This is a genomic window from Bradyrhizobium barranii subsp. apii (genome assembly GCF_011516635.5).
GTDB classification, from domain to species: Bacteria; Pseudomonadota; Alphaproteobacteria; order Rhizobiales; family Xanthobacteraceae; genus Bradyrhizobium; species Bradyrhizobium barranii.
The window spans coordinates 6,642,685-6,661,033 of sequence record NZ_CP096255.1; the positions used below are offsets into that span (position 1 = coordinate 6,642,685).

Annotated in this window: 17 protein-coding genes, 1 tRNA gene and 1 pseudogene; 9 read left to right on the forward strand and 10 right to left on the reverse strand. The window is 64.5% G+C overall.

Annotated elements, in window-relative coordinates; genetic code table 11:
* Positions 1-15: 15 nt before the first annotated feature.
* The 3 genes from HAP41_RS31865 to HAP41_RS31875 all read left to right on the forward strand — a co-directional run bounded on the left by HAP41_RS31865 (position 16) and on the right by HAP41_RS31875 (position 2,803).
* Positions 16-723, forward strand: a complete 708-nt coding sequence (locus HAP41_RS31865; RefSeq protein ID WP_166091960.1) for a hypothetical protein — start codon at positions 16-18, stop codon at positions 721-723.
* Between the two features lie 158 nt (positions 724-881).
* Positions 882-1,277 (forward strand): PaaI family thioesterase, encoded by a 396-nt coding sequence (locus HAP41_RS31870; RefSeq protein WP_166091947.1) that lies wholly within the window; start codon positions 882-884, stop codon positions 1,275-1,277.
* 191 nt (positions 1,278-1,468) lie between these two features.
* Positions 1,469-2,803: an IS5 family transposase gene (locus HAP41_RS31875; protein WP_085398139.1), complete on the forward strand. Its 1,335-nt coding sequence runs from the start codon at positions 1,469-1,471 to the stop codon at positions 2,801-2,803.
* A 134-nt stretch (positions 2,804-2,937) separates the two neighbouring features.
* Here the strand turns inward: HAP41_RS31875 and HAP41_RS31880 are convergent, their stop codons facing one another.
* Positions 2,938-3,156: a DUF3126 family protein gene (locus tag HAP41_RS31880; RefSeq protein WP_007602550.1), complete on the reverse strand. Its 219-nt coding sequence runs from the start codon at positions 3,154-3,156 to the stop codon at positions 2,938-2,940.
* Positions 3,157-3,280: 124 nt separating this feature from the next.
* Positions 3,281-4,105 (reverse strand): serine O-acetyltransferase, encoded by an 825-nt coding sequence (gene cysE, locus HAP41_RS31885; RefSeq protein WP_014494283.1) that lies wholly within the window; start codon positions 4,103-4,105, stop codon positions 3,281-3,283.
* A 277-nt stretch (positions 4,106-4,382) separates the two neighbouring features.
* Here cysE and HAP41_RS31890 point away from each other — a divergent pair, with 277 nt between their 5' ends.
* A complete protein-coding gene (locus HAP41_RS31890) occupies positions 4,383-5,759 on the forward strand; it encodes a hypothetical protein (protein WP_166091929.1) in 1,377 nt (458 codons plus the stop codon).
* Here HAP41_RS31890 and HAP41_RS31895 read toward each other — a convergent pair.
* A complete protein-coding gene (locus tag HAP41_RS31895; RefSeq protein ID WP_166091920.1) occupies positions 5,745-6,500 on the reverse strand; it encodes an alpha/beta fold hydrolase in 756 nt (251 codons plus the stop codon). The two genes, HAP41_RS31890 and HAP41_RS31895, sit on opposite strands and share 15 nt — an antisense overlap.
* Positions 6,501-6,538: 38 nt before the next feature.
* Positions 6,539-7,615 carry a hypothetical protein gene (locus tag HAP41_RS31900; protein ID WP_166091901.1) on the reverse strand — a complete coding sequence of 359 codons (1,077 nt, stop codon included), beginning with the start codon at positions 7,613-7,615 and terminating at the stop codon, positions 6,539-6,541.
* A gap of 384 nt (positions 7,616-7,999) precedes the next feature.
* Between HAP41_RS31900 and HAP41_RS31905 the strand changes: the two genes are divergently transcribed.
* Positions 8,000-8,245, forward strand: coding sequence for a zinc-finger domain-containing protein (locus HAP41_RS31905; protein WP_008562814.1), 246 nt, complete (start codon positions 8,000-8,002; stop codon positions 8,243-8,245).
* 19 nt (positions 8,246-8,264) lie between these two features.
* Positions 8,265-9,466, forward strand: a pseudogene (locus HAP41_RS31910) (FAD-dependent monooxygenase).
* Between the two features lie 21 nt (positions 9,467-9,487).
* Here HAP41_RS31910 and HAP41_RS31915 read toward each other — a convergent pair.
* Entirely contained in the window at positions 9,488-9,910 is a 423-nt protein-coding gene (locus HAP41_RS31915; RefSeq protein WP_166091883.1) for a twin-arginine translocation pathway signal, read from the reverse strand.
* A gap of 175 nt (positions 9,911-10,085) precedes the next feature.
* On the opposite strand from HAP41_RS31915, the gene HAP41_RS31920 reads away from it, so the two are divergent.
* Positions 10,086-10,174: transfer RNA gene (locus HAP41_RS31920), tRNA-Leu, on the forward strand.
* 121 nt (positions 10,175-10,295) lie between these two features.
* On the opposite strand, the gene HAP41_RS31925 is transcribed toward HAP41_RS31920, so the two are convergent.
* From HAP41_RS31925 to HAP41_RS31935, 3 genes are all read right to left on the reverse strand, one after another.
* A complete protein-coding gene (locus HAP41_RS31925) occupies positions 10,296-10,862 on the reverse strand; it encodes a hypothetical protein (protein WP_224580686.1) in 567 nt (188 codons plus the stop codon).
* Positions 10,759-11,586: a hypothetical protein gene (locus HAP41_RS31930; protein ID WP_224580685.1), complete on the reverse strand. Its 828-nt coding sequence runs from the start codon at positions 11,584-11,586 to the stop codon at positions 10,759-10,761. The genes HAP41_RS31925 and HAP41_RS31930 overlap by 104 nt, the downstream gene beginning before the upstream one ends.
* Before the next feature lie 241 nt (positions 11,587-11,827).
* A complete protein-coding gene (locus HAP41_RS31935; protein ID WP_166091878.1) occupies positions 11,828-12,607 on the reverse strand; it encodes a crotonase/enoyl-CoA hydratase family protein in 780 nt (259 codons plus the stop codon).
* 98 nt (positions 12,608-12,705) lie between these two features.
* Here HAP41_RS31935 and HAP41_RS31940 point away from each other — a divergent pair, with 98 nt between their 5' ends.
* Both HAP41_RS31940 and HAP41_RS31945 read left to right on the forward strand, forming a co-directional pair.
* Positions 12,706-13,293, forward strand: a complete 588-nt coding sequence (locus HAP41_RS31940; protein ID WP_166091874.1) for a TetR/AcrR family transcriptional regulator — start codon at positions 12,706-12,708, stop codon at positions 13,291-13,293.
* A gap of 197 nt (positions 13,294-13,490) precedes the next feature.
* Positions 13,491-14,693: a multidrug effflux MFS transporter gene (locus tag HAP41_RS31945; RefSeq protein WP_414643349.1), complete on the forward strand. Its 1,203-nt coding sequence runs from the start codon at positions 13,491-13,493 to the stop codon at positions 14,691-14,693.
* Between the two features lie 202 nt (positions 14,694-14,895).
* On the opposite strand, the gene HAP41_RS31950 is transcribed toward HAP41_RS31945, so the two are convergent.
* Both HAP41_RS31950 and HAP41_RS31955 read right to left on the reverse strand, forming a co-directional pair.
* Positions 14,896-16,491: a glycosyltransferase family 39 protein gene (locus HAP41_RS31950; RefSeq protein ID WP_224581001.1), complete on the reverse strand. Its 1,596-nt coding sequence runs from the start codon at positions 16,489-16,491 to the stop codon at positions 14,896-14,898.
* Between the two features lie 213 nt (positions 16,492-16,704).
* On the reverse strand, positions 16,705-18,315 hold the full coding sequence (locus HAP41_RS31955) for an ABC transporter substrate-binding protein (protein WP_063982465.1): 1,611 nt from the start codon (positions 18,313-18,315) through the stop codon (positions 16,705-16,707).
* Positions 18,316-18,349: the final 34 nt, after the last annotated feature.

Below are 18,349 nucleotides of genomic sequence, written 5' to 3' on the forward strand. Positions count from 1 at the left end.
GACTTGCGCAAGCTCATGACGATGTTTTCGGCAGCTCCCCTTAGGTCCTCCAGGACGCACCCTCGGGCGCATGTCGTCCCGATCGTGCTCGGCGGCATTGCGGCGCTGGGCGCGGTGGCGCTCGTCGCCTATTTGCTGTGGCCGACCTGGGGCTCGGGCGGCGCGAATGCTCCGGACCGGCTGCCGGTGAGCGTCGGCGGCACGCTGTTCAACGTTCCCACGACCGCGATCAGGATGAAGATCCAGCGGCACTCCGGGCCGCAGGAGCGCATCGATCTCGACTTCCTCTACCCTTCGCTTGAGCCGCCGGGCGCGCCGAAACATGTCACCGCCGACACCGTGGAAGAGGCGATGCAACCGATCGACCGTGTCTTCCTGTCGATATCGGCGCATCACGATGCGCTGGCGCCGGAGCAGCGAACAGCCACGATCTATCCGCGCTATCTCGACCAGGCCGCGACCAGTGCGGCGGACGGCCTGACGATGCGGATGTTCCGCGCCGACACGCCCTATGGCAGCGAGGACTTCTATTCCGCCGCAAGCCCCGCGCTGACCGCACGCTGCACGCGCGATGCCGCCACGCCCGGCATGTGCCTCTCCGAACGCCGTGTCGGCGGCGCCGATCTCACCTTCCGTTTTCCGCGGAGCTGGCTGTCGCAATGGCGCGATGTCGCGGAAGCGCTGGACCGGCTGTCAGCGCAATTGCGCGGACCGAAGGGATGAGCGCGGATTTCCGCCCCCGGACCGGCGCCTCCCGACAAAAATATCGAAAACAACCCCATGCACAGTAGCCAGTCGCCTATCCCGATTTCGTATTTTTCGAAAACGAAATTGACCCGTCGGGCGAAACAGGGATATGATGTCATTATGGGGCGATCAGCTTGAATGATGCGGCAACACATCTCCCGCCCGGCGCCGAGCTACTCGGACGCGAATGGCTCGGCTTCGACGAGAGCGGCCATGCACTGATCCGCTTTCAGGCGCAGCTCGCATTCACCAACAGGCACGGCACGATCCAGGGCGGCTTCCTCGCGGCGATGCTGGACTCCGCCACCGGGATTGGCGCGCTGGCCGCGCTTTCTCCTGACCTGACAGTGGTCACCAGAAGTCTGGATACGCGCTTCCTGAAGCCTGCAGCGGTCGGAGCCATCACGGCACGCGCGCGCGTTGTCGAACGGACGGATCGCGATATGGTCGTGCAGGCCGAGCTCGTCGATGCGAACGGCATCACTGTCGCTGATGCCACGGCGCGGCTGCGCATTCTCGCGAAGAAATAGAACTACGGAACCGCGGAGTTAGTCGTCCGTGAAGAATGCGGATTGATCTGAGAAATAAGCAGAATTTGTCTTGATGTAGTATTCGATTTTGCAGGAAAGCGGGGTGTTGGACCTCGCTTTCTTGCGTTTTAGGATTTTGCTTTTGGGCGATTCGTGATTCCCTGACGGCGTCGTCGACATTGGGGAATGCGATGAGCAAGCCGAGGGATGATCGCCAGAAAGACCTGTTGCTTCCGGCGCTTGATCAGATCATCGACATGGGTCATCCGCTGGTGCGGTTGGCAGCGCTGATCGACTGGAACATCCTGAATGAGCGCTTCAGTTCAGTGTGCCAAGCAGGGTCGGGCCAGCCGGGCTTGCCGACGCGGCTAGTCGCCGGCCTGTTCATTTTGAAGCACATGCACAACCTGTCAGATGAGGTGCTGTGCGCTCGCTGGATCGAGAACCCCTATTACCAATACTTCTGCGGCGAATTGAGCTTCTGCCACCGTCTGCCGTTCGATCGATCGTCGATGACACGCTGGCGGCAGCGGCTCGGCGAGGAACAGCTCGTCGCCCTGATCCAGGAAAGTCTTTCAGTGGCGCACAAGACCGGCGCCATCGGTCCCAAGGACCTGGAACGGGTGGTCGTCGATACCACAGTGCAGCCCAAGGCGGTTGCACATCCGACCGACGCGCGGCTGCTGCATCGAGCAATCACCAAGCTGGTCGGGCTCGCCAAGCGCAACCGTGTGCCGCTACGCCAGAGCTATCTGCGCCTGGCCAAGCGCGCCGCCATCATGACCGGCCGCTATACCCACGCCCACCAGTTCAAACGCGCCCGGCGGCAGCTCAAGTTCCTGCGGACACGGCTTGGCCGGATCATCCGCGACATCCGCCGCAAGATTGATGGCGATACGGTGCTGGAAGCTCGCTTCGGCCCGTTGCTCGGTTTAGCGCAGCAGGTGCGCAGCCAGGATCAGCATCAGCGCGGTCCGAAGGTCTATGCGTTACATGCTCCGGAGGTTGAGTGCATCGGCAAAGGTAAAGCCCGCGCGCCCTACGAGTTCGGCTGCAAGGTCAGCATCGCCACCCCTGTGACGTCTCCGAAGGGCGGCCAGTTCGTGCTCCATGCCAAGGCCCTGCATGGCAATCCCTTCGATGGGCACACGCTCGGTCCCGTAATCGCCGACATGGAGAAGCTCACCGGGGTGGAGACTCGCCGTATCCACGTCGACAAAGGATATCGCGGTCACAACCACCCGCATCGGTTCAGGGTCTGGATCTCGGGTCAGGTCCGCCGCGTCACAGCTTCCATCCGTCGCGAGATGAAGCGTCGTGCGGCTGTCGAGCCTGTCATCGGCCACGTCAAGGCCGAGCACCGCATGGACAGAAATTATCTCAAGGGACGCCTCGGCGACCGCATCAACACTGTTCTCGCCGCCGCCGGCTATAACTTCGGTCTGCTGCTGCGATGGCTCGCAGAGCTCTTGCGTGTCATCATCCGAGCCTTCTTCGAGACCGTCCCGGCTCGAAACACCGCTTGAGCCGGGCGCCGCCGCCAGTTCTTCACGAACGACGAGTTAACGTTCGTCATTGCGAGCAGTGCGAAGTAATCCAGAATCCCTCCGCGGAAAGATCCTGGATTGCTTCGCTTCGCTCGCAATGACGGAGAGAGAAACTATTCCTGATCGACGAGATCGTCCTCGAGGATCGCCATCTGGAATTGGAACGAGCGATCATCATCCTCGTCATCGACGAAGAGCACACCGATGAACTCCTCGCCGATATAAACCTCGGCGGAATCATCCTTCTTCGGCCGCGGCACGACGCGGATCTTGGGATTGCCGAATACGCGCTTCAGATACGCGTCGAGCTTCCTTACTTCCTTGACGTCCACGGCAAGTCTCCAATCGAAATCTGGGTTGGCGGGGTTTTAGGACGAGACGCGACGAACCGCCAGCATGAATTGCCAAAGAATTTGGGGACGAGCAGGGCCGGAGAATCCGGCCCTTTTCACTCACTCAAAGTCCCATCGCGTTGATCATCTGATCCATGGTGCGCGACGGCTCGGCGCATCCGGCCTCACCGACGATCTTGGCGGGCACACCGGCAACCGTGACGTTGTGCGGCACCGGCTTGACCACGACCGAGCCGGCGGCGATGCGCGCGCAATGACCGATCTCGATGTTGCCGAGGATCTTTGCGCCGGCGCCGATCAGGACGCCGTGACGGATCTTCGGATGGCGGTCCTCGTTCTCCTTGCCGGTGCCGCCGAGCGTGACGCCGTGCAGGATCGAGACGTCATCCTCGATCACCGCGGTCTCACCGCAGACGAAGCCGGTGGCGTGGTCGAGGAAGATGCCGCGGCCGATGCGCGCGGCGGGATTGATGTCGGTCTGGAACACCGCAGACGCGCGGCTCTGGAGATAATACGCAAAGTCCTTGCGGCCCTTCAGATAGAGCCAGTGCGCGAGGCGATGGGTCTGAATGGCGTGAAAGCCCTTGAAGTAGAGCAAGGGGTCGATGAAGCGCGACGTCGCGGGATCGCGATCGTAGACGGCGACGAGATCGGCGCGGAAGGCGTTGCCGAGATCGGGAGCCTCGCGCAGCGCCTCGTCATAGGTCTGGCGAACGAGATCACCCGACAGCGCGGAATGATCGAGCCGGTCGGCGAGACGATGGATCACCGAATCTTCCAGGCGACTGTGATGCAGCACCGTCGAGTAGATGAAGGTCGCAAGCTCCGGCTCGCGATGGACGATGTCCTCCGCCTCGCCGCGGATCCGATCCCAGATCGGATCGAGCGTTGCGAGCTTTCCTCCCGGACTGACCTGATGCACTGCCATAGGATCTGCTCTTTCGAATTGGCTCATTTTGCTGGCTCTATACCACAGTCTAGCCGACGAAGTCCCGACGGGCTTGCCTGAGAGTGAACAGTGAGTTGCTCCGCGAAAGCACGCCAACGCCTTGAAACACAACAGTTTCTTCTGACGCCCCCAGGCGGCGAGGTCGGCTGAAAATGGTCAGGATTTTGCCAAATTCAAGCCGGGCAGCGTCAAACTATTGGTGAATTCCGCCTCGACGGCTATCGCGGGCATGGTCGGGGAACACGACGGAGCGGATTTGAGCATCACCACCGATCAATTGCGCGCGGGCGCCGCGGGCTCGCTTTGGCTGCGGCTGGCGGCGGTGGGACTGCCCCTCCTCTTGATCGCGCCGGCGTTCTGGAACGGCTATCCGCTGTTGCAATGGGATACCGGCGGCTATCTGGCGCGCTGGTACGAAGGCTATCTGGTCCCGAGCCGCTCCACCGTGTTCGGCCTCTATCTGCACTACGGCGAGAATTTCGGCTTCTGGATCAATCTCGCGATCCAGTCGCTGGCGACGCTGTGGCTGTTGCAACTGACGCTGCGCGTACTCGGGTTGATGCAGACGTCTCGCTTCGTCGCGATCAGCCTCTGCCTGATCCTGTCGACCGCGCTGCCCTGGCTCGCGAGCATGCTGCTCACGGACATCTTTGCAGCGCTGTCGATCCTGTCCCTGTTCTTGCTGGTCGTCGGCGCGAGCCGGACGTCGGGCCTCGAAAAGATCTCGCTGTTCGTCTTCACCGCCTTTGCCGCCGCAACCCACAGCGCCACACTCGGCGTGCTGCTCGGGCTCTGCGCCGCCGGCTGGATGGTGCGGCCGTTCCTCGGCGCGCGCCTGCCGCTCGCCGGATTGGCGCAGGCGAGCCTCACCATCGTCGCGGGCGGCCTGATGCTGGTCTCGGCAAACCACGCGCTGTCGGGCAAATGGGCCTGGACGCCCGGCGGCTATGGCGTCGCTTTCGGACGCATGATGCAGGACGGTATCGTCGCGCGCTTCCTGAGCGATCATTGCCCGCGCGAGCGCTACAAGCTCTGTCCCTATCGCGACCAATTGCCAGCGACCGCCGACGAGTTCCTGTGGGGCAAGAGCATGTTCAACACGCTCGGCCGCTTCGAAGGCATGAACGACGAGATGGGCTATATCGTCGTGCATTCGCTCGCCGACTATCCGGCGTGGCAGGCCGGCGCGGCGTTGCGGGCGATGGGGCAGCAATTGCTGCATGTGGCCACCGGCGAAGGCACCAGTGTCTGGATCGGGCACACCTACGGCATCATCGAGCGCTACATCCCGGCGCAAGTCGCGCCGATGCGCGCGGCGCGGCAGCAGAATCACGGCCTCGATTTCGATCACATCAACTGGCTGCACGTTCCCGTCGCATTAGCCTCGATGCTGGCGCTGGTCGGGTTGCTCGCGCATGCGCTCGCAAGCCGCAGGCTCGACGATCTGACGCTGCTGGCGGCAACCGTCACGCTGGCGCTGCTCGGCAACGCCTTCATCTGCGGCGTGATCTCGGGCCCCCACGACCGCTACGGCGCGCGGATGGTGTGGGTCGCGACCTTCGTGGTGCTGATGGCGCTGGCACGTCGTTTCGGTGACGACTTGCCTGACGACGAGACCTCAGCCGCGGCGTGACAGGAAGTCGAGCACGCCGGTCTTGTAGACCTTGTCGCCGACCGCACGCATGTGGTCGCGGTTGGGGATGTCGAGCACTTCCGATCCCGGGATGATGGCGCCGAGCGCGCTGGCGGATCCTGCGACGTCGTCGGCGCTGCCGACCGCGATCAGCACGGGCACGTCGATGCGCGCGGCCTCTTCCTTCGTCATGAGGTCGCGGGTGCCTCGCAGGCAGGCGGCGAGCGCACGACGGTCGGAACGGGTCTGATCGGCGAAGGCGCGAAACGTGCGGCCGACCGGATCGGTGACGTCGTCGAGCGTGGGCGCCTCCAGCGCCTTCGCGACGTTCTCGCCGGGCCCGGTGCCCTCGATCAGGCCGCCGATGCCGATGCCGCCGAGGATCGCCGAGCGCAGGCGCTGCGACTCGTTGAGGGAGAGCCAGGCCGTCATCCGCCCGCCCATCGAATAGCCCATCATGTCCGCCTGCGGAATCGCGAGATGATCCATCAGCGCGAGCACGTCGCCGGCCATGGTCGGGATCGAGTACTGCGTGGGATCGTAGAGCTTTGCGCTTTCGCCATGGCCGCGATTGTCCAGCGCGATGACACGGCGGCCGTTCTTGCGCAGTTCCGAGACCCAGGTCGGATAGACCCAGTTCACGTTCTTGCTCGAGGCAAAGCCGTGCACCAGGATGATCGGATCGCCCTCGCCTTCGTCGAGATAGGCAATTTCAACGGCGCCGTTGTGAAAGCTCGGCATCAGCAGTTCCGGAAGTCGTTGTGGGGGAGAGATTGATCTTAGGCGGTAAGCGCCACGTCCGCCAGAGCGGATTGGGCTGCCGCCCGGCGGAGCCGCCGCGCCCGCCTGCGATCGCACCAGGCCTGGGTCAGGCGCTCCGTCGCCGCCTTGATCGAGGACAGCAGGCCGAACAGCGTCAGTGCCGCGCCGAACAGCCAGAGCGCCAGATCGAACATGCCGCCGACGAGCAGCAGCGCGCCGCGGCCGAGCAGCTTCATGATCGCGCGGGTCTTGCCGCCCTCCGCTTCCGCAAGCCGGGCCGCGCGCGCGACGTCCTTCGGGCCTTCGGCGATGCGCAGCGTATCCATGGCGCCGCGCGTGCCGGTCTTTTCGGCAACGCGGGTGACGTCCTTGCCGAGCCGGACCAGGGCACCGACCTTCTCGGCGCGGAACGCGGCCTTGATCGCGCTCGCGGTCTCGCCGGGGCGGAACACCGAACCCTTGACGACGGCGTTCTGGAGCATTGTCGTATCGACCACCTCACGCGCCGACCGGCCGGCCCATGCGGCAAGTCCCTCGCCGAGACGTCCGACCTTGCGGGCATCCTTCACCAGCGTCAGTCCAGCGCGCACGGGCGCGGCGCCGCCGACCGACACGTAGGTCACCGCCGTCACCGCAAGGCCGGCGGTCGCAAGGCCGAGCACCAGATGGTCGGTGTCCTCGCCCATGGCGAGACGCTTGCCCTCGCGCACGACGTCCCTGATGTCGCCGATCACGAAGAGATCGCCGGCGACGGTTCCGGACAGGCTCGCGACATCGTCGGCGTTGCCGGTGACGAGGCCGGTGGCGAACCGTTTGGCGAAATGCTGCGTGGAATTTTCTTCCTTGACCGCATCGCTGACGCGGTTGAGGAGGTCGTCGGGCAGCGCGATGTTACGTTCACGCACCAGCGCGACAAAACTGTCGGCGAGATCAGCGTCGCCGGCGGCGAGCGCGGCCTCGATATTGTCCTGAACCAGGCGGTCGTTCTGCCGCAGCAGCGCATCGAGCTTGAGCTCGGAGAGCGCCGCCGGATCGTCCTGGGCGGAGAGGAGCGCGCCGGCCTCGCGGGCATGCGGCGCTACCTGCGCGAGCATGAAGCTGCATGCTGCAATACCGGTCAACGCCGTGCTGATTCGCAGTCACTTCATGCCAAGAGTCATACCAAGAGTTGTGCCAAGAGCCTGGACGATCCCGAGATCATTGCGCCTGTTGGTTCGTCTTTCGTCGCAATTCCGCGCGTCCAAAGACATAGTATGCCAAAATTGCGACACAACGTCCCCGACGAAAGAAGGGCTTCTCTCAGGCCGCAAGATTGTGTCGAATTTGCATGAGCAAATGAGCATGGGGCAATTGCGAACCTTTCGGTTCCGCTGGACTAGCAATCATCTGCACCCAACAGTATGGTCCGCGGCGCCTCAAAGATGCCGCGTCAGTGTTTGATTGTGTCTGCCGCCATTGCCACTCCAGGATGAACTACGATGTCCGACCATGTCGTCCCGCACTTCCATAACGATGCCGGTGTCCCCGTCATCGAGATCGGCTCGCAAGAGTTCATGTGCGTCGGCGCCAATCCTCCGTTCGATCATCCGCACGTCTTCCTGGACCTCGGCAACGACAACGAGATCATCTGCCCCTATTGCTCGACGCTGTACCGTTTCGCCGCCGACCTGAAGCCGGGCGAAGCCCGTCCGCCGGAATGCGTGCTGAAGGACAAGGTGGCCTGACCGCCTCTCACGGTCAGGGGTGGCGCTCTCCCGAACGATTGTCATCGCCGGTGCCGGCATAGGTGGACTGACGGCCGCGCTTGCGCTCGCAGCCCGTGGCTTCCGCATCGTCGTGCTGGAAAAGGCCGAGCGGCTCGAGGAAGTCGGCGCCGGCCTGCAACTCTCCCCCAACGCCAGCCGCGTGCTGGTCGAGCTCGGCCTCACCGAGCGGCTCAAGCGAAGCGCCGTCACGCCTGAGGCGCTCTGCGTCATGAGCGCGCGGGCCGGCGGCGAACTGCTGCGCATGCCGCTCGGCGAAGCCGCTTCCGCGCGGGCCGGCGCACCCTATTGGGTGGTGCATCGCGCCGACCTGCAATCCGCGCTGGCCGGTGCGGTCTCCGACCATCCCGATATCGATCTGAAGTTAGGTGCGACCTTCGAGGATGTGGCGCCCCACGCCAAGGGGCTGACGGTCGTCCATCGCAGCGGCACGATACGCCGCAGCGATCTGGCCAGCGCACTGATCGGCGCCGACGGTATCTGGTCGACGGTACGCCAGCATCTGTTTCCCGAGGTGCAGCCGCGCTTCTCCGGCCTGATCGCCTGGCGCGGCACGCTCGATGCCACGCAACTGCCGAAGGATTTTACCGCGCGGCGGGTCCAGCTCTGGATGGGTCCGAACGCCCATCTCGTGGCTTATCCGATCGCCGGCGGGCGCCAGATCAACGTGGTCGCGGTGCTGCCGGGGACCTGGAACAGGCCCGGCTGGAGCACGCCGGGCGACCCCTTCGAGGTGATGGACGCCTTCGCGGCACCGCGCTGGCCATCGCAGGCCAGGATGATGCTCACGGCCGTCGACAATTGGCGCAAATGGGCGCTGTTCGGCGTGCCCGACGGCTGCCCCTGGAGCCAAGGACCGGTCGGCCTGCTCGGTGACGCCGTGCATGCGATGCTGCCATTCGCGGCCCAGGGCGCCGGCATGGCGATCGAGGACGCCGCCGTGCTCGCCCGGCATCTGAGCCTCGAGGCTGCCGAGAGCGCGGCCGGTATCGCGGCGGCGCTGAAGCATATGGCCGCGCGCGGCAGGCGCGGGTGCGGCGGGTGCAGCGGACGGCGCGGCAGCAGGGCCGCATCTATCATCTCGGTGGGCCGCTCGCGATCGCGCGCGATGTTGCGATCCGCGCGCTCGGCCCGGAGCGCATGCTGGCGCGACAGGACTGGATCTACGGCTGGCGGCCCTGAGGCGGGCGCAATCGTGTCAACTCAGCGAACGGCGCTACCGGATTTCGGGGCGGGCTTGATGTCCGGCCGCTGTGGAGCAGAGGCCGCCGGCGTCGCACCGGGCGGCGTTTCCCGGCACTTGTTGCGGCGCCATGCGTCCTCGGCAAGTTGCGACTGCCCGCGCACCGCGATGTAGTCGTTGCGATAGGCGAGCTCGGATACGACAGCGCCGCCGGTCCCGGTCTCCGCCTTGTCCATCAGCTTCTGCAAATCCGCGGTGCGGGTAGCGAGCGCCTTGCGCTCGCCCTCGAGCTGCTTGCAGTCGTACAATTCGTATTTGCCGGGGTCGGCAAAGGCCGGAGCGACCGTCTCGCTCATGCTGGCGCAGCCGGACAGTGCGCCGCCCGCAAGCAGCACAACGAGCGCGCCGCAGAAGCGCAGCGGAGAGGGAAGCGAAGCAGCCATGCCGGATAAATAGTCCCCGTGGATTGAGAATGCCTAAAGCAACAACAGATGTCCGGATTGAGGCTTTGCCTTGCGCAGCCGGCTCGCTTAAGGAAGAACCGCCCATCCGGCCCGCGAAACGCGCCAATTCCAGACGGCCGGAGGTGGACTTAACTAGTTGATCTCGTTGGATCAAGCGGGCATGGCGGAATTGGTAGACGCAAGGGACTTAAAATCCCTCGGCGCGCAAGCGCTGTGCCGGTTCGACCCCGGCTGCCCGCACCATCGGAGCTGACGGGGCGAGCCTCCGCCCAAAGGCGGACGGCAGACCGATGCAGTCACGAACCGGCTGGAGCCCCCGCGGGGGCAAGGCGCCGTCCTTTTCCGGCGGACACGGCGGCATGCGTTATGACTGCACACCGTCCGTCTGCAGCCGCCTCGGTTCGGCGCGAAAGTCGAGCAGCAGGATCCAGAAACTTGTCAGCGCAATGATGAGGAGGATGAAGCTGCCCTCGAATGCCGTCCCAAGAATCGAGATCAGTGCCGGAAAGGCGAGACCGACGGCGAGGAACGCGGCAAGTGACAGGGCCGGAAGATCGACGACGAGGATCGCGGCATAAAGCGCGAGCTCGAAGAAGGCATATTCCTTGAGGCGCGGCGAGCTGAGATAGAGCGCAAACATCGCGAACACCGTGATGCGCATGGCGACGCGGGGATGATCGATCAGCCAGCGATCCAGTCGCGCAAGAAGTGATCCGCCGTCCTGCGCCGGCTGGCTCGCGACCACGCGCAGGATGGACAAGGCGAACGGCACCAGCACGAGCGCGAGTGCTGCGCATGCATAGGTCGCGAACGTCGCCGCCTTGCTGTCACCGAGGCCGGCATGATCCATGAGGTCGCGCGCCGCCAGCAGCAGCGACGGATTGATCTCGAAGAGATCGACGAGATGCTGGTCGGGGATCTTTCCGCCCATCGCCAGTTGCCAGCTGCCAGCTCGCGAACAGCTCGGGGTACATCAGCCGCGATATCAGGATCGGCAAGGCGAAGCTGAACGCCGCAACCGCGATCAGCGCGAGCTTGCGACCGCGTGGCAGCGGCAGGAAATAGAGCGCGGCCAGCACGGGAAAGAACACCAGCTTGAACGACGTTACGAGGCCGAGCAGCGCGGCGCCGGCGAGCCGCGGCGGAAAACTGCGATCCTCGGGCGCGCCGGACGCAGCCGGAGAAAGCAGGAGTCTCAGCGCAATCGCGGTCAGCACGCCGCTCAGGATCGCGAAGTTGCCGGACGCCTGCACCCATTCGAAACCGACGAACGCGCCGAGCGTGCAGAGCACCCTCAGCGCAACATCGCGCGCGCCCGCGCGCGTTCGGCCAAGACCGGGCAAGAGGAGCCCGCAAAGCACGGCGAGGACAGGAAAGATGCCCTTGTAGTGATCGACCAGAAGTCCACCCGCGCACAACGGGCGGAAGACATCCAGCGTCACCGGCAGATAGGGATAAGAGAGCTTGGTGCCCTTCAGGTTCTTGACGAAATAGGGATCGAGCCCGCTGGCATAGGCATCGACCGCCGCGCAATTGACGCGAGTGTCCCAGCCATATTTCATATCGAGCACGGCGTCGTTGGCGAGATTGCCGAGCACCAGCAGTGCGGTCAGTGCGATCAGGCAGGCGAGCCAAAAGTTCCGCCGCGAAGCCATGTCGGCCGAGGGGTCCAACCATCGTGCTGCACCGGTGACATCGGACACAATCGGATACCTTGTTGGGCCGGGTTTCTCCGCCAACGCGGCGCCAGGCCGTGCCACCATGGACAGGATGGGTTGCGGATTCATCTCCCCTGTGCGTTGCGCTCGCGCTTATGGTGAATCCCTGGTTGCCAGCCGTCCGTCTGGACGGCGGGAACCGGTTCCCTGTCGCCGCGACCGGCAGATCCGCCGCCCCCTACCGCGACGAGCGGGCGGCAAGCCAGGCATCGAGTGCTTCGCGCGTGTCCCGGGTCGCCGCCATGCGTGCGAACTGCTCGCTCTCGATGGCGAGGCCTTCCGAGATCGAGACGTTGAGGCCCCGCGTGGCGGCGGTGATGACGCGGGCGACCGCCAGGTGCGAATGCCGCGTGATGCGGTCTGCCAGTGCGAAGGCTGCGTCCAGCAGCTGCCCGTGCGGCACGACGTGGTTGACCAAACCGATCTCATGAGCCCGCTGTGGTGAAAAGGAATCTCCTGTCAGGAGATATTCGAGCGCCCGCTTCCGGCCTGCGAGCCGTGGCAGGCGCTGCGTGCCGCCGAAGGTCGGCGTGATTCCGATCGCGATCTCGGGCTTGGCGAAGCTCGCCCGCTCGCTCGCGACGGCGAGGTGCACGGCTTCCGTGATCTCGCAGCCGCCGCCGAAGGCGATGCCGTTCACGGCGGCGATGATCGGCTTCGAAAACGCCTCCATGCGCGCCGTCATCGCCTGCCCGCGCCGCACGAAGGCCTTTACCGCCGCGTCCGGCCCGCATTTCACGCTCTTCGAGAACTCGGCGATGTCGGCGCCGGCCGAGAAGGCGCGGTCGCCCGCCCCGGTCAGGATCACGGCGCGGATATCGGCATCGTCCTCGATACGATCGAGGATCGCCATCAGGCGGTCGACGAGGCCGTAGCTCAGCGCATTGAGCTTGTTCGGGCGATTGAACGTCAGCAGCGCGACAGCGCCTCGCGTTTCGGAGAGTACGAGATCGGACAAGTGCAGGCTCCTTCCAGGTCGAATTCCAGGTCGAACAGGCGCGGAAGTCAGCCACAGCGGTCTTGTCGTGTATACTCACTAGACAGTATACATTCGCGATGTCAGGCAAAGGCGACACCACACGCGAGCAGATCGTCATCGCGGCGACGCGCCTGTTCTATGGCGAAGGCATCAGGGCGGTGAGCATGGACGCGGTCGCCGAGAAGGCCGGCGTCACCAAGAAGACGCTCTATTATCACTTCACCAGCAAGGACGAGCTCGTCGCCGAGACCATCGCGGCCAGGGACCAGCCGACGCTGGAGCTCTATATGCGCTGGTTCGCCGAGACCGAGGGCACAGTGGCCGACAAGGTCCGCGGTCTCTTCACGAGGCTCGGACGCTCCATGGATACGCCGCGATGGCGCGGCTGCGGATTCCTGCGCAGCATTGCCGAGCTCGCAAACACGCCGGCACATCCCGCGGTCAAGGCCGGCGCGGCGCACAAGAAGCGTTTTGAAGCGTGGCTCGAAACCGAATTGCGCGGGCATGGCGTTGCCGGTGCAGCGGCGCTCGCGCGCCAGCTCGTGATCCTGCTCGACGGCGCCACGACCGTGATGCTGATCCATCGCGATCTCGACTATGTCGACACCGCGGGACGATTGGCACTCGGCCTGGTCGAGCAGGCTCGGAAGACGGGCCGCGCTTAAGCCGTCCTTAGCCTCGACGGGTCCGCCGGCGTGACGGGCGACCTCACCAACTCGTGTCCGACGCCGCCCCGCCTGTCAGCCATCCCGAAACATGGGTTGTGCGACGCAGCATAACCGATCAAAAAGCCTCTGATTTTCAGAGGTGAGCTTTGTCCGACGTCAATGCCGACGATTGGGTGTCCTCGGGACACCGGCCCATGGGTTTTCCAGAATTCGTCATCGTGATCGCGTCCATCATGGCGCTGAATCCGCTTGCGATGGACATGATGCTGCCGGCGCTGCCCAACATCGGGGCAGCCTTCGCCATTCCCAACGCCAACCATCTTCAGCTGGTGCTCTCGACCTTCCTGATCGGCTTCGGTGCCGGGCAGTTCGTCATGGGCCCGTTGTCGGACCGCTTCGGGCGCCGCCCGGTGCTGCTCGGCGGCATGGCCGTCTATGCGGTGGCGAGCGTGCTGGCGGTCGCCGCACCCTCGTTCGAGACGCTGCTGCTGGCGCGCGCGCTGCAAGGGCTCGGCACGTCGGCAACGCGCGTGATCGCGACCTCGATCGTGCGCGACTGTTATGTCGGCCGCCGGATGGCGAGCGTGATGTCGCTCGCGATGATGGTATTCATCGCGGTGCCGGTGATCGCGCCCTCGTTCGGGCAGGCGGTGCTGCTGGTCACGCAATGGCGCGGCATCTTCGTCGTACTGATGCTCTACGGGCTGCTCGCGCTCGCATGGAGCGTGCTGCGGCTGCCTGAAACCCTTCCCGAGTCCGAACGCAGGTCGCTGGCGCCCGCAGACGTGCTCTCGGCGTTCCGGCAGACCGTGACCAACCGCCAGACCATCGGCTATGCGACGGCCGCCGGCAGCGTGATAGGCGCGCTCTTTGCCTATGTCTTCTCGGCGCAGCAGGTCTTTACCGGCGTCTATCATCTCGGCCACTATTTCCCGATTGCCTTCGCCGCGATCGCGGCCGGCACCGCGATCGCCGGCTTCCTCAATGCGAAGCTGGTCGGACGGCTCGGCATGCGCGTGATCTCGCACGGCGCGCTGACGCTCTACACCGCGGTTGCGGGCGTGATGCTGCTGACGGAAAGCCTCGGCATGCTGCCGCTCTCGTTGTTCACGGTGCTGTCCGCCCTGATGATGTTCTCGTTCGGCATGATGGTCGCGAACTTCACCGCACTGGCCATGGAGCCGCAGGGCCACATCGCCGGCACCGCCTCCTCGCTCTACGGCTCGATCACGACGCTGATCGGCATCGTCGTCGGCATGGCGATCGGGCAGAGTTTCGACGGCACGCTGCTGCCGTTCTCGGTCGGCTTCTTCCTGTCGACGCTGGCGGCGCTTGCGATCGTGCTGGTGGTGGAAAAGGGACGGCTGTTCAAGCCGCATCATCGTCCCATCGCATGAGGAACTTCCCGGCCGCATCGATGTTGTACTGCAGCAATTCGAAAGGCCGCCTCATGGAACCGGAACATCGCGAAGACAACACCACCCCGGATCGGGCGGAAACGGAGCGCCCGACGCCGGGCGCCGACCGAACTGCGTTCACTCCCCCTTCGCGAGCGAAGGCCTCGAGCGAATCCGCGACAGCCACTGCTGAGCGCAAAGCCTAGTCCGTCGGGCGCCTGCTGGCGCTGAAGTCCTGCGCGGCGCTCTCGGGCGTCGCGCTGCTCGTTCGCGGCGGCACGATCAGCACGACCACGTCCCGCGTCAGGCCGGGCTTGCCCCATAGCGTCGCCTGCACGGTGAACTGGCGCCTGACGAAATGCTCGGCGCGCGCGGACACGGACTCCATCCACCTGCCGCAATAGTCCTGGCCGCTGAAACAGAGCGCGGCCCAGCCGCGATCCAGTGTCGTCTTTCGCGGCATGCCCCACATGTACTGAAACTCGAACGGCCGCGCGTAATACGGATGGTCCGGACTGTAGAACGCGGTCGCAAAGGCCAGTGAATCGTCGCCACTGACGGCGCTGAGCGGCTCCCCGGTCAGGTCGTGCCATTCCCGGGTGAGCTCGTTGGCTACCTGCGCGTAGAAATTCCGGCCCTCTTCGTAGCCGTGATTGTTGCGATAGACGGCGTGAATCGGGGCGGCGACGAAGACAGCGGCGAGCCCAACGATTGCGGTGATGACCGTGACATTGACGGTGTAGAATCTTTCGATCGGGTAGCGCGTGCCGCAAACGATCAGCACGACGAACAGGAACAGCCCTTGCAGCGCCCATAGCGACGGCAGATCGGTGCCCATCGCCAGCGACGTCAGGACCGGCAGCACGATCGTGCCGATCGCAACGTAAAAAAGAAGCCGCAGGCCGGAACTCATCGCGGCGAAGTCGGCCGCAAATTGTTTCAGCCGTGTGCCGGCGATGATCACCCAGAAGACGGCCGATACGCTGATGGCCGCCACGAGTCCGAGCAGGAAGTTCTGCACCTCGCCGAGCGAGCTCACGAAGTTGCCGTTGGCGTGCGCCATCGCGTAGGTGAAGGCCGACGCGCCGGTCGTCGCGAGCCAGTAGATGTGCGGCGACAACACCGCGAGCCCGACCACGACCGATATCCACGGCGAAGCGGACGTGAAATAGGCGCGGCGCGCGGGATGAGCCAGCGCGGCAAATGCAAAGCTCGCCACGAGGAAGACCGAATAATATTTGCCGACCATCGCCAGCGCCGTGGTGCATCCTACCGCGACCGCCCAGGCCGCGCTGCGGGTCTCGAACGCGCGCAGAAAACACCAGGTCGCGAGCGGCCAGAGCGCAAGCAGCACCGCATTGGCGTTGAAGCGCTGGGCGTGGAACTGATAGGCCGGCGTCAGCATCAGGAGCAGCAGCACCAGGATGCGTTTGTGCCCGGTCACGAACTGCCGTGCGATCCGGTCGACGAAAAACAGGGCGAGCCCGGCATTGGCCATCGCCATCAATTGCAGCGACCAGTCACTGAGCGGGAAGACGGCGGTCCACACCGCCGTAACCCAGCCCATCAGCGGCGGATGCTTGTGGTAGCCCCACGCGAAACGGCGCCCGAGCGTCCAGGCCTCGAGGGTATCAGGGTGCAGGCCGCTGCCGGCATAGGCGACGGCCAGATAGACCGTCCAGAGCGCGACAAAGCACACAATGAGAAGCGGAACGGCCCAACCCGTCTCGACGCCGTCGAGCCAGCGCAGGAAAGGCCGCCGCCATCGCGCCGGCGCGCGATCGGACCGCTCGGCCATCGCCCGAAATGAAAAATCAATCGACACGGGACTCAAATGCAGGAAGGAAGTGATGTGCGAACTGCGCACATCTATTTCAAGTCAGAAACAAATAGCAATGATTGGACACTGGAAGAGTTAAAAGCTGACGCGAGGCTGACAAACGAAAACGGCGCCGCTGATCACAGCGACGCCGCGTAACGCTCGGGGAAGGCGCGCTGGCGCGCCCTCGCCTTACTCGGTCTTGTCGATGTTCCAGAACACCGGCGTCGCCGGGCCGTCGAGCACGCCGGTGAGCGACTTCCGCCACGCGCTCGGCGCCAGATACTGGCCGAGCGGCACGTAAATCACCTGGTCATAGGCTTCCTTCTGGATCTCGGTCGCGATCTTCTTCTGATCGTCGAGCGAGGCAGCGCGGACGAAGTCATCCTTGAGCTTCTCGATCTTGGCGTTTTCCGCCCAGCCGAACCAGCCCTTCTTGCCCTGCCCGCCGATCGACAGATTGGCGATCGGGTTGGACACGTCGGCGCTGACCCAGTTGGTGAAGAACATGTTCCAGCCGCCCTCCTTCGGAGGCTTCTGGCTGGCGCGCCGGCTGACCACCGTCTGCCAGTCGGTCGCCTGCGCGTCGACCTTGAAGCCGGCCTCGCGGAGCAACTGCACCGCGACCGTCGGCTGCGCCTTCAGCGTCACGACGTCGCCGGGCACCATGACCACGACGGGCGTGCCGTCATAGCCGGACTCGGCGAGCGCCTTCTTGGCTTCCGCCATGCCGTTGCCCTTGACCAGCGATTCCGAGCCGACGTCGGTCGCGAACGGCGTATCGCAGATGAAGAACGCACCGCAGATCTTGTAGTATTTGGGATTGCCGACGAGCGCGTCGAGCACGTCCTTCTGGTTCATCGCCAGAAGTGCGGCACGGCGGATCTTCGGATTGTCGAAGGGCGGATAGAGGAAGTTCATGCGCCCAAGGGTCTGGTAGCCGAACTTGTTCAGCGTCTCGGTCTTGAGGTCGGCATTGCCTTCAAGCACGGGCAGCAGATCCCACGGCGGCACTTCCATGAAGTCGATGTCGCCCGATTGCAGCGCGTTCACTGCGGTCTGCGCATCCGGCATGGTGATCCATTCGACGCGATCGACCTTGACCACCTTGCCTCCGGCAGTCCAGCTCGACGCCTCCTTGCGCGGCACGTAGTCGGTGTTCTTGACGTACACCGCCTTCACGCCGGGCTGGAATTCGCCCTGCACGAACTTGAACGGGCCGGAGCCGATCTGCTCGGGGATCTGCTTGTCCGGCGGCGTTTCGGCGAGACGCTTCGGCATCATGAAGGCGACGCGCGAGGACGGCTTGCCGATGGATTCGAGCACGAGGCCGTAGGGCTCCTTCAGCTTCAGCGTGATCGTCTTGGGGTCGGTCGCCTCGATGCTCGCAGTAAACTGCATCATCTGCTGGCCCATGCCGTCGACCGCGGCCCAGCGCTTCAGCGAAGCGGCGCAGTCTTCCGCCGTCACCGGCGTACCGTCGTGCCACTTCAGGCCGTCGCGCAGCGTGAAGGTGTAGGTGAGCTTGTCGTCGGAGATCTTCCAGTCCGCCATCTGCGGCTGGATCTTGAAGTTCGAGTCCGTCGCGATCAGCGTGTCGTAGACCATGTAGCCATGGTCACGCGTGATGTAGGCGGTGGTGAAAATCGGATCGATGATGCGCAGATCCGAATGCATCACCGCGGTGATGGTCTTGCTGGCGGCGGCAAGTACAGGCGAGGCCATCGCCGTCGAAAGCGCAACGACCGATAGCGCAAGTGTGGAGGCGAACGCGCGACGCCCCCGGCGCATCAAGCTCAACATAAAAGTTTCTCCTGACGTGAAACTGTTCAAAGGC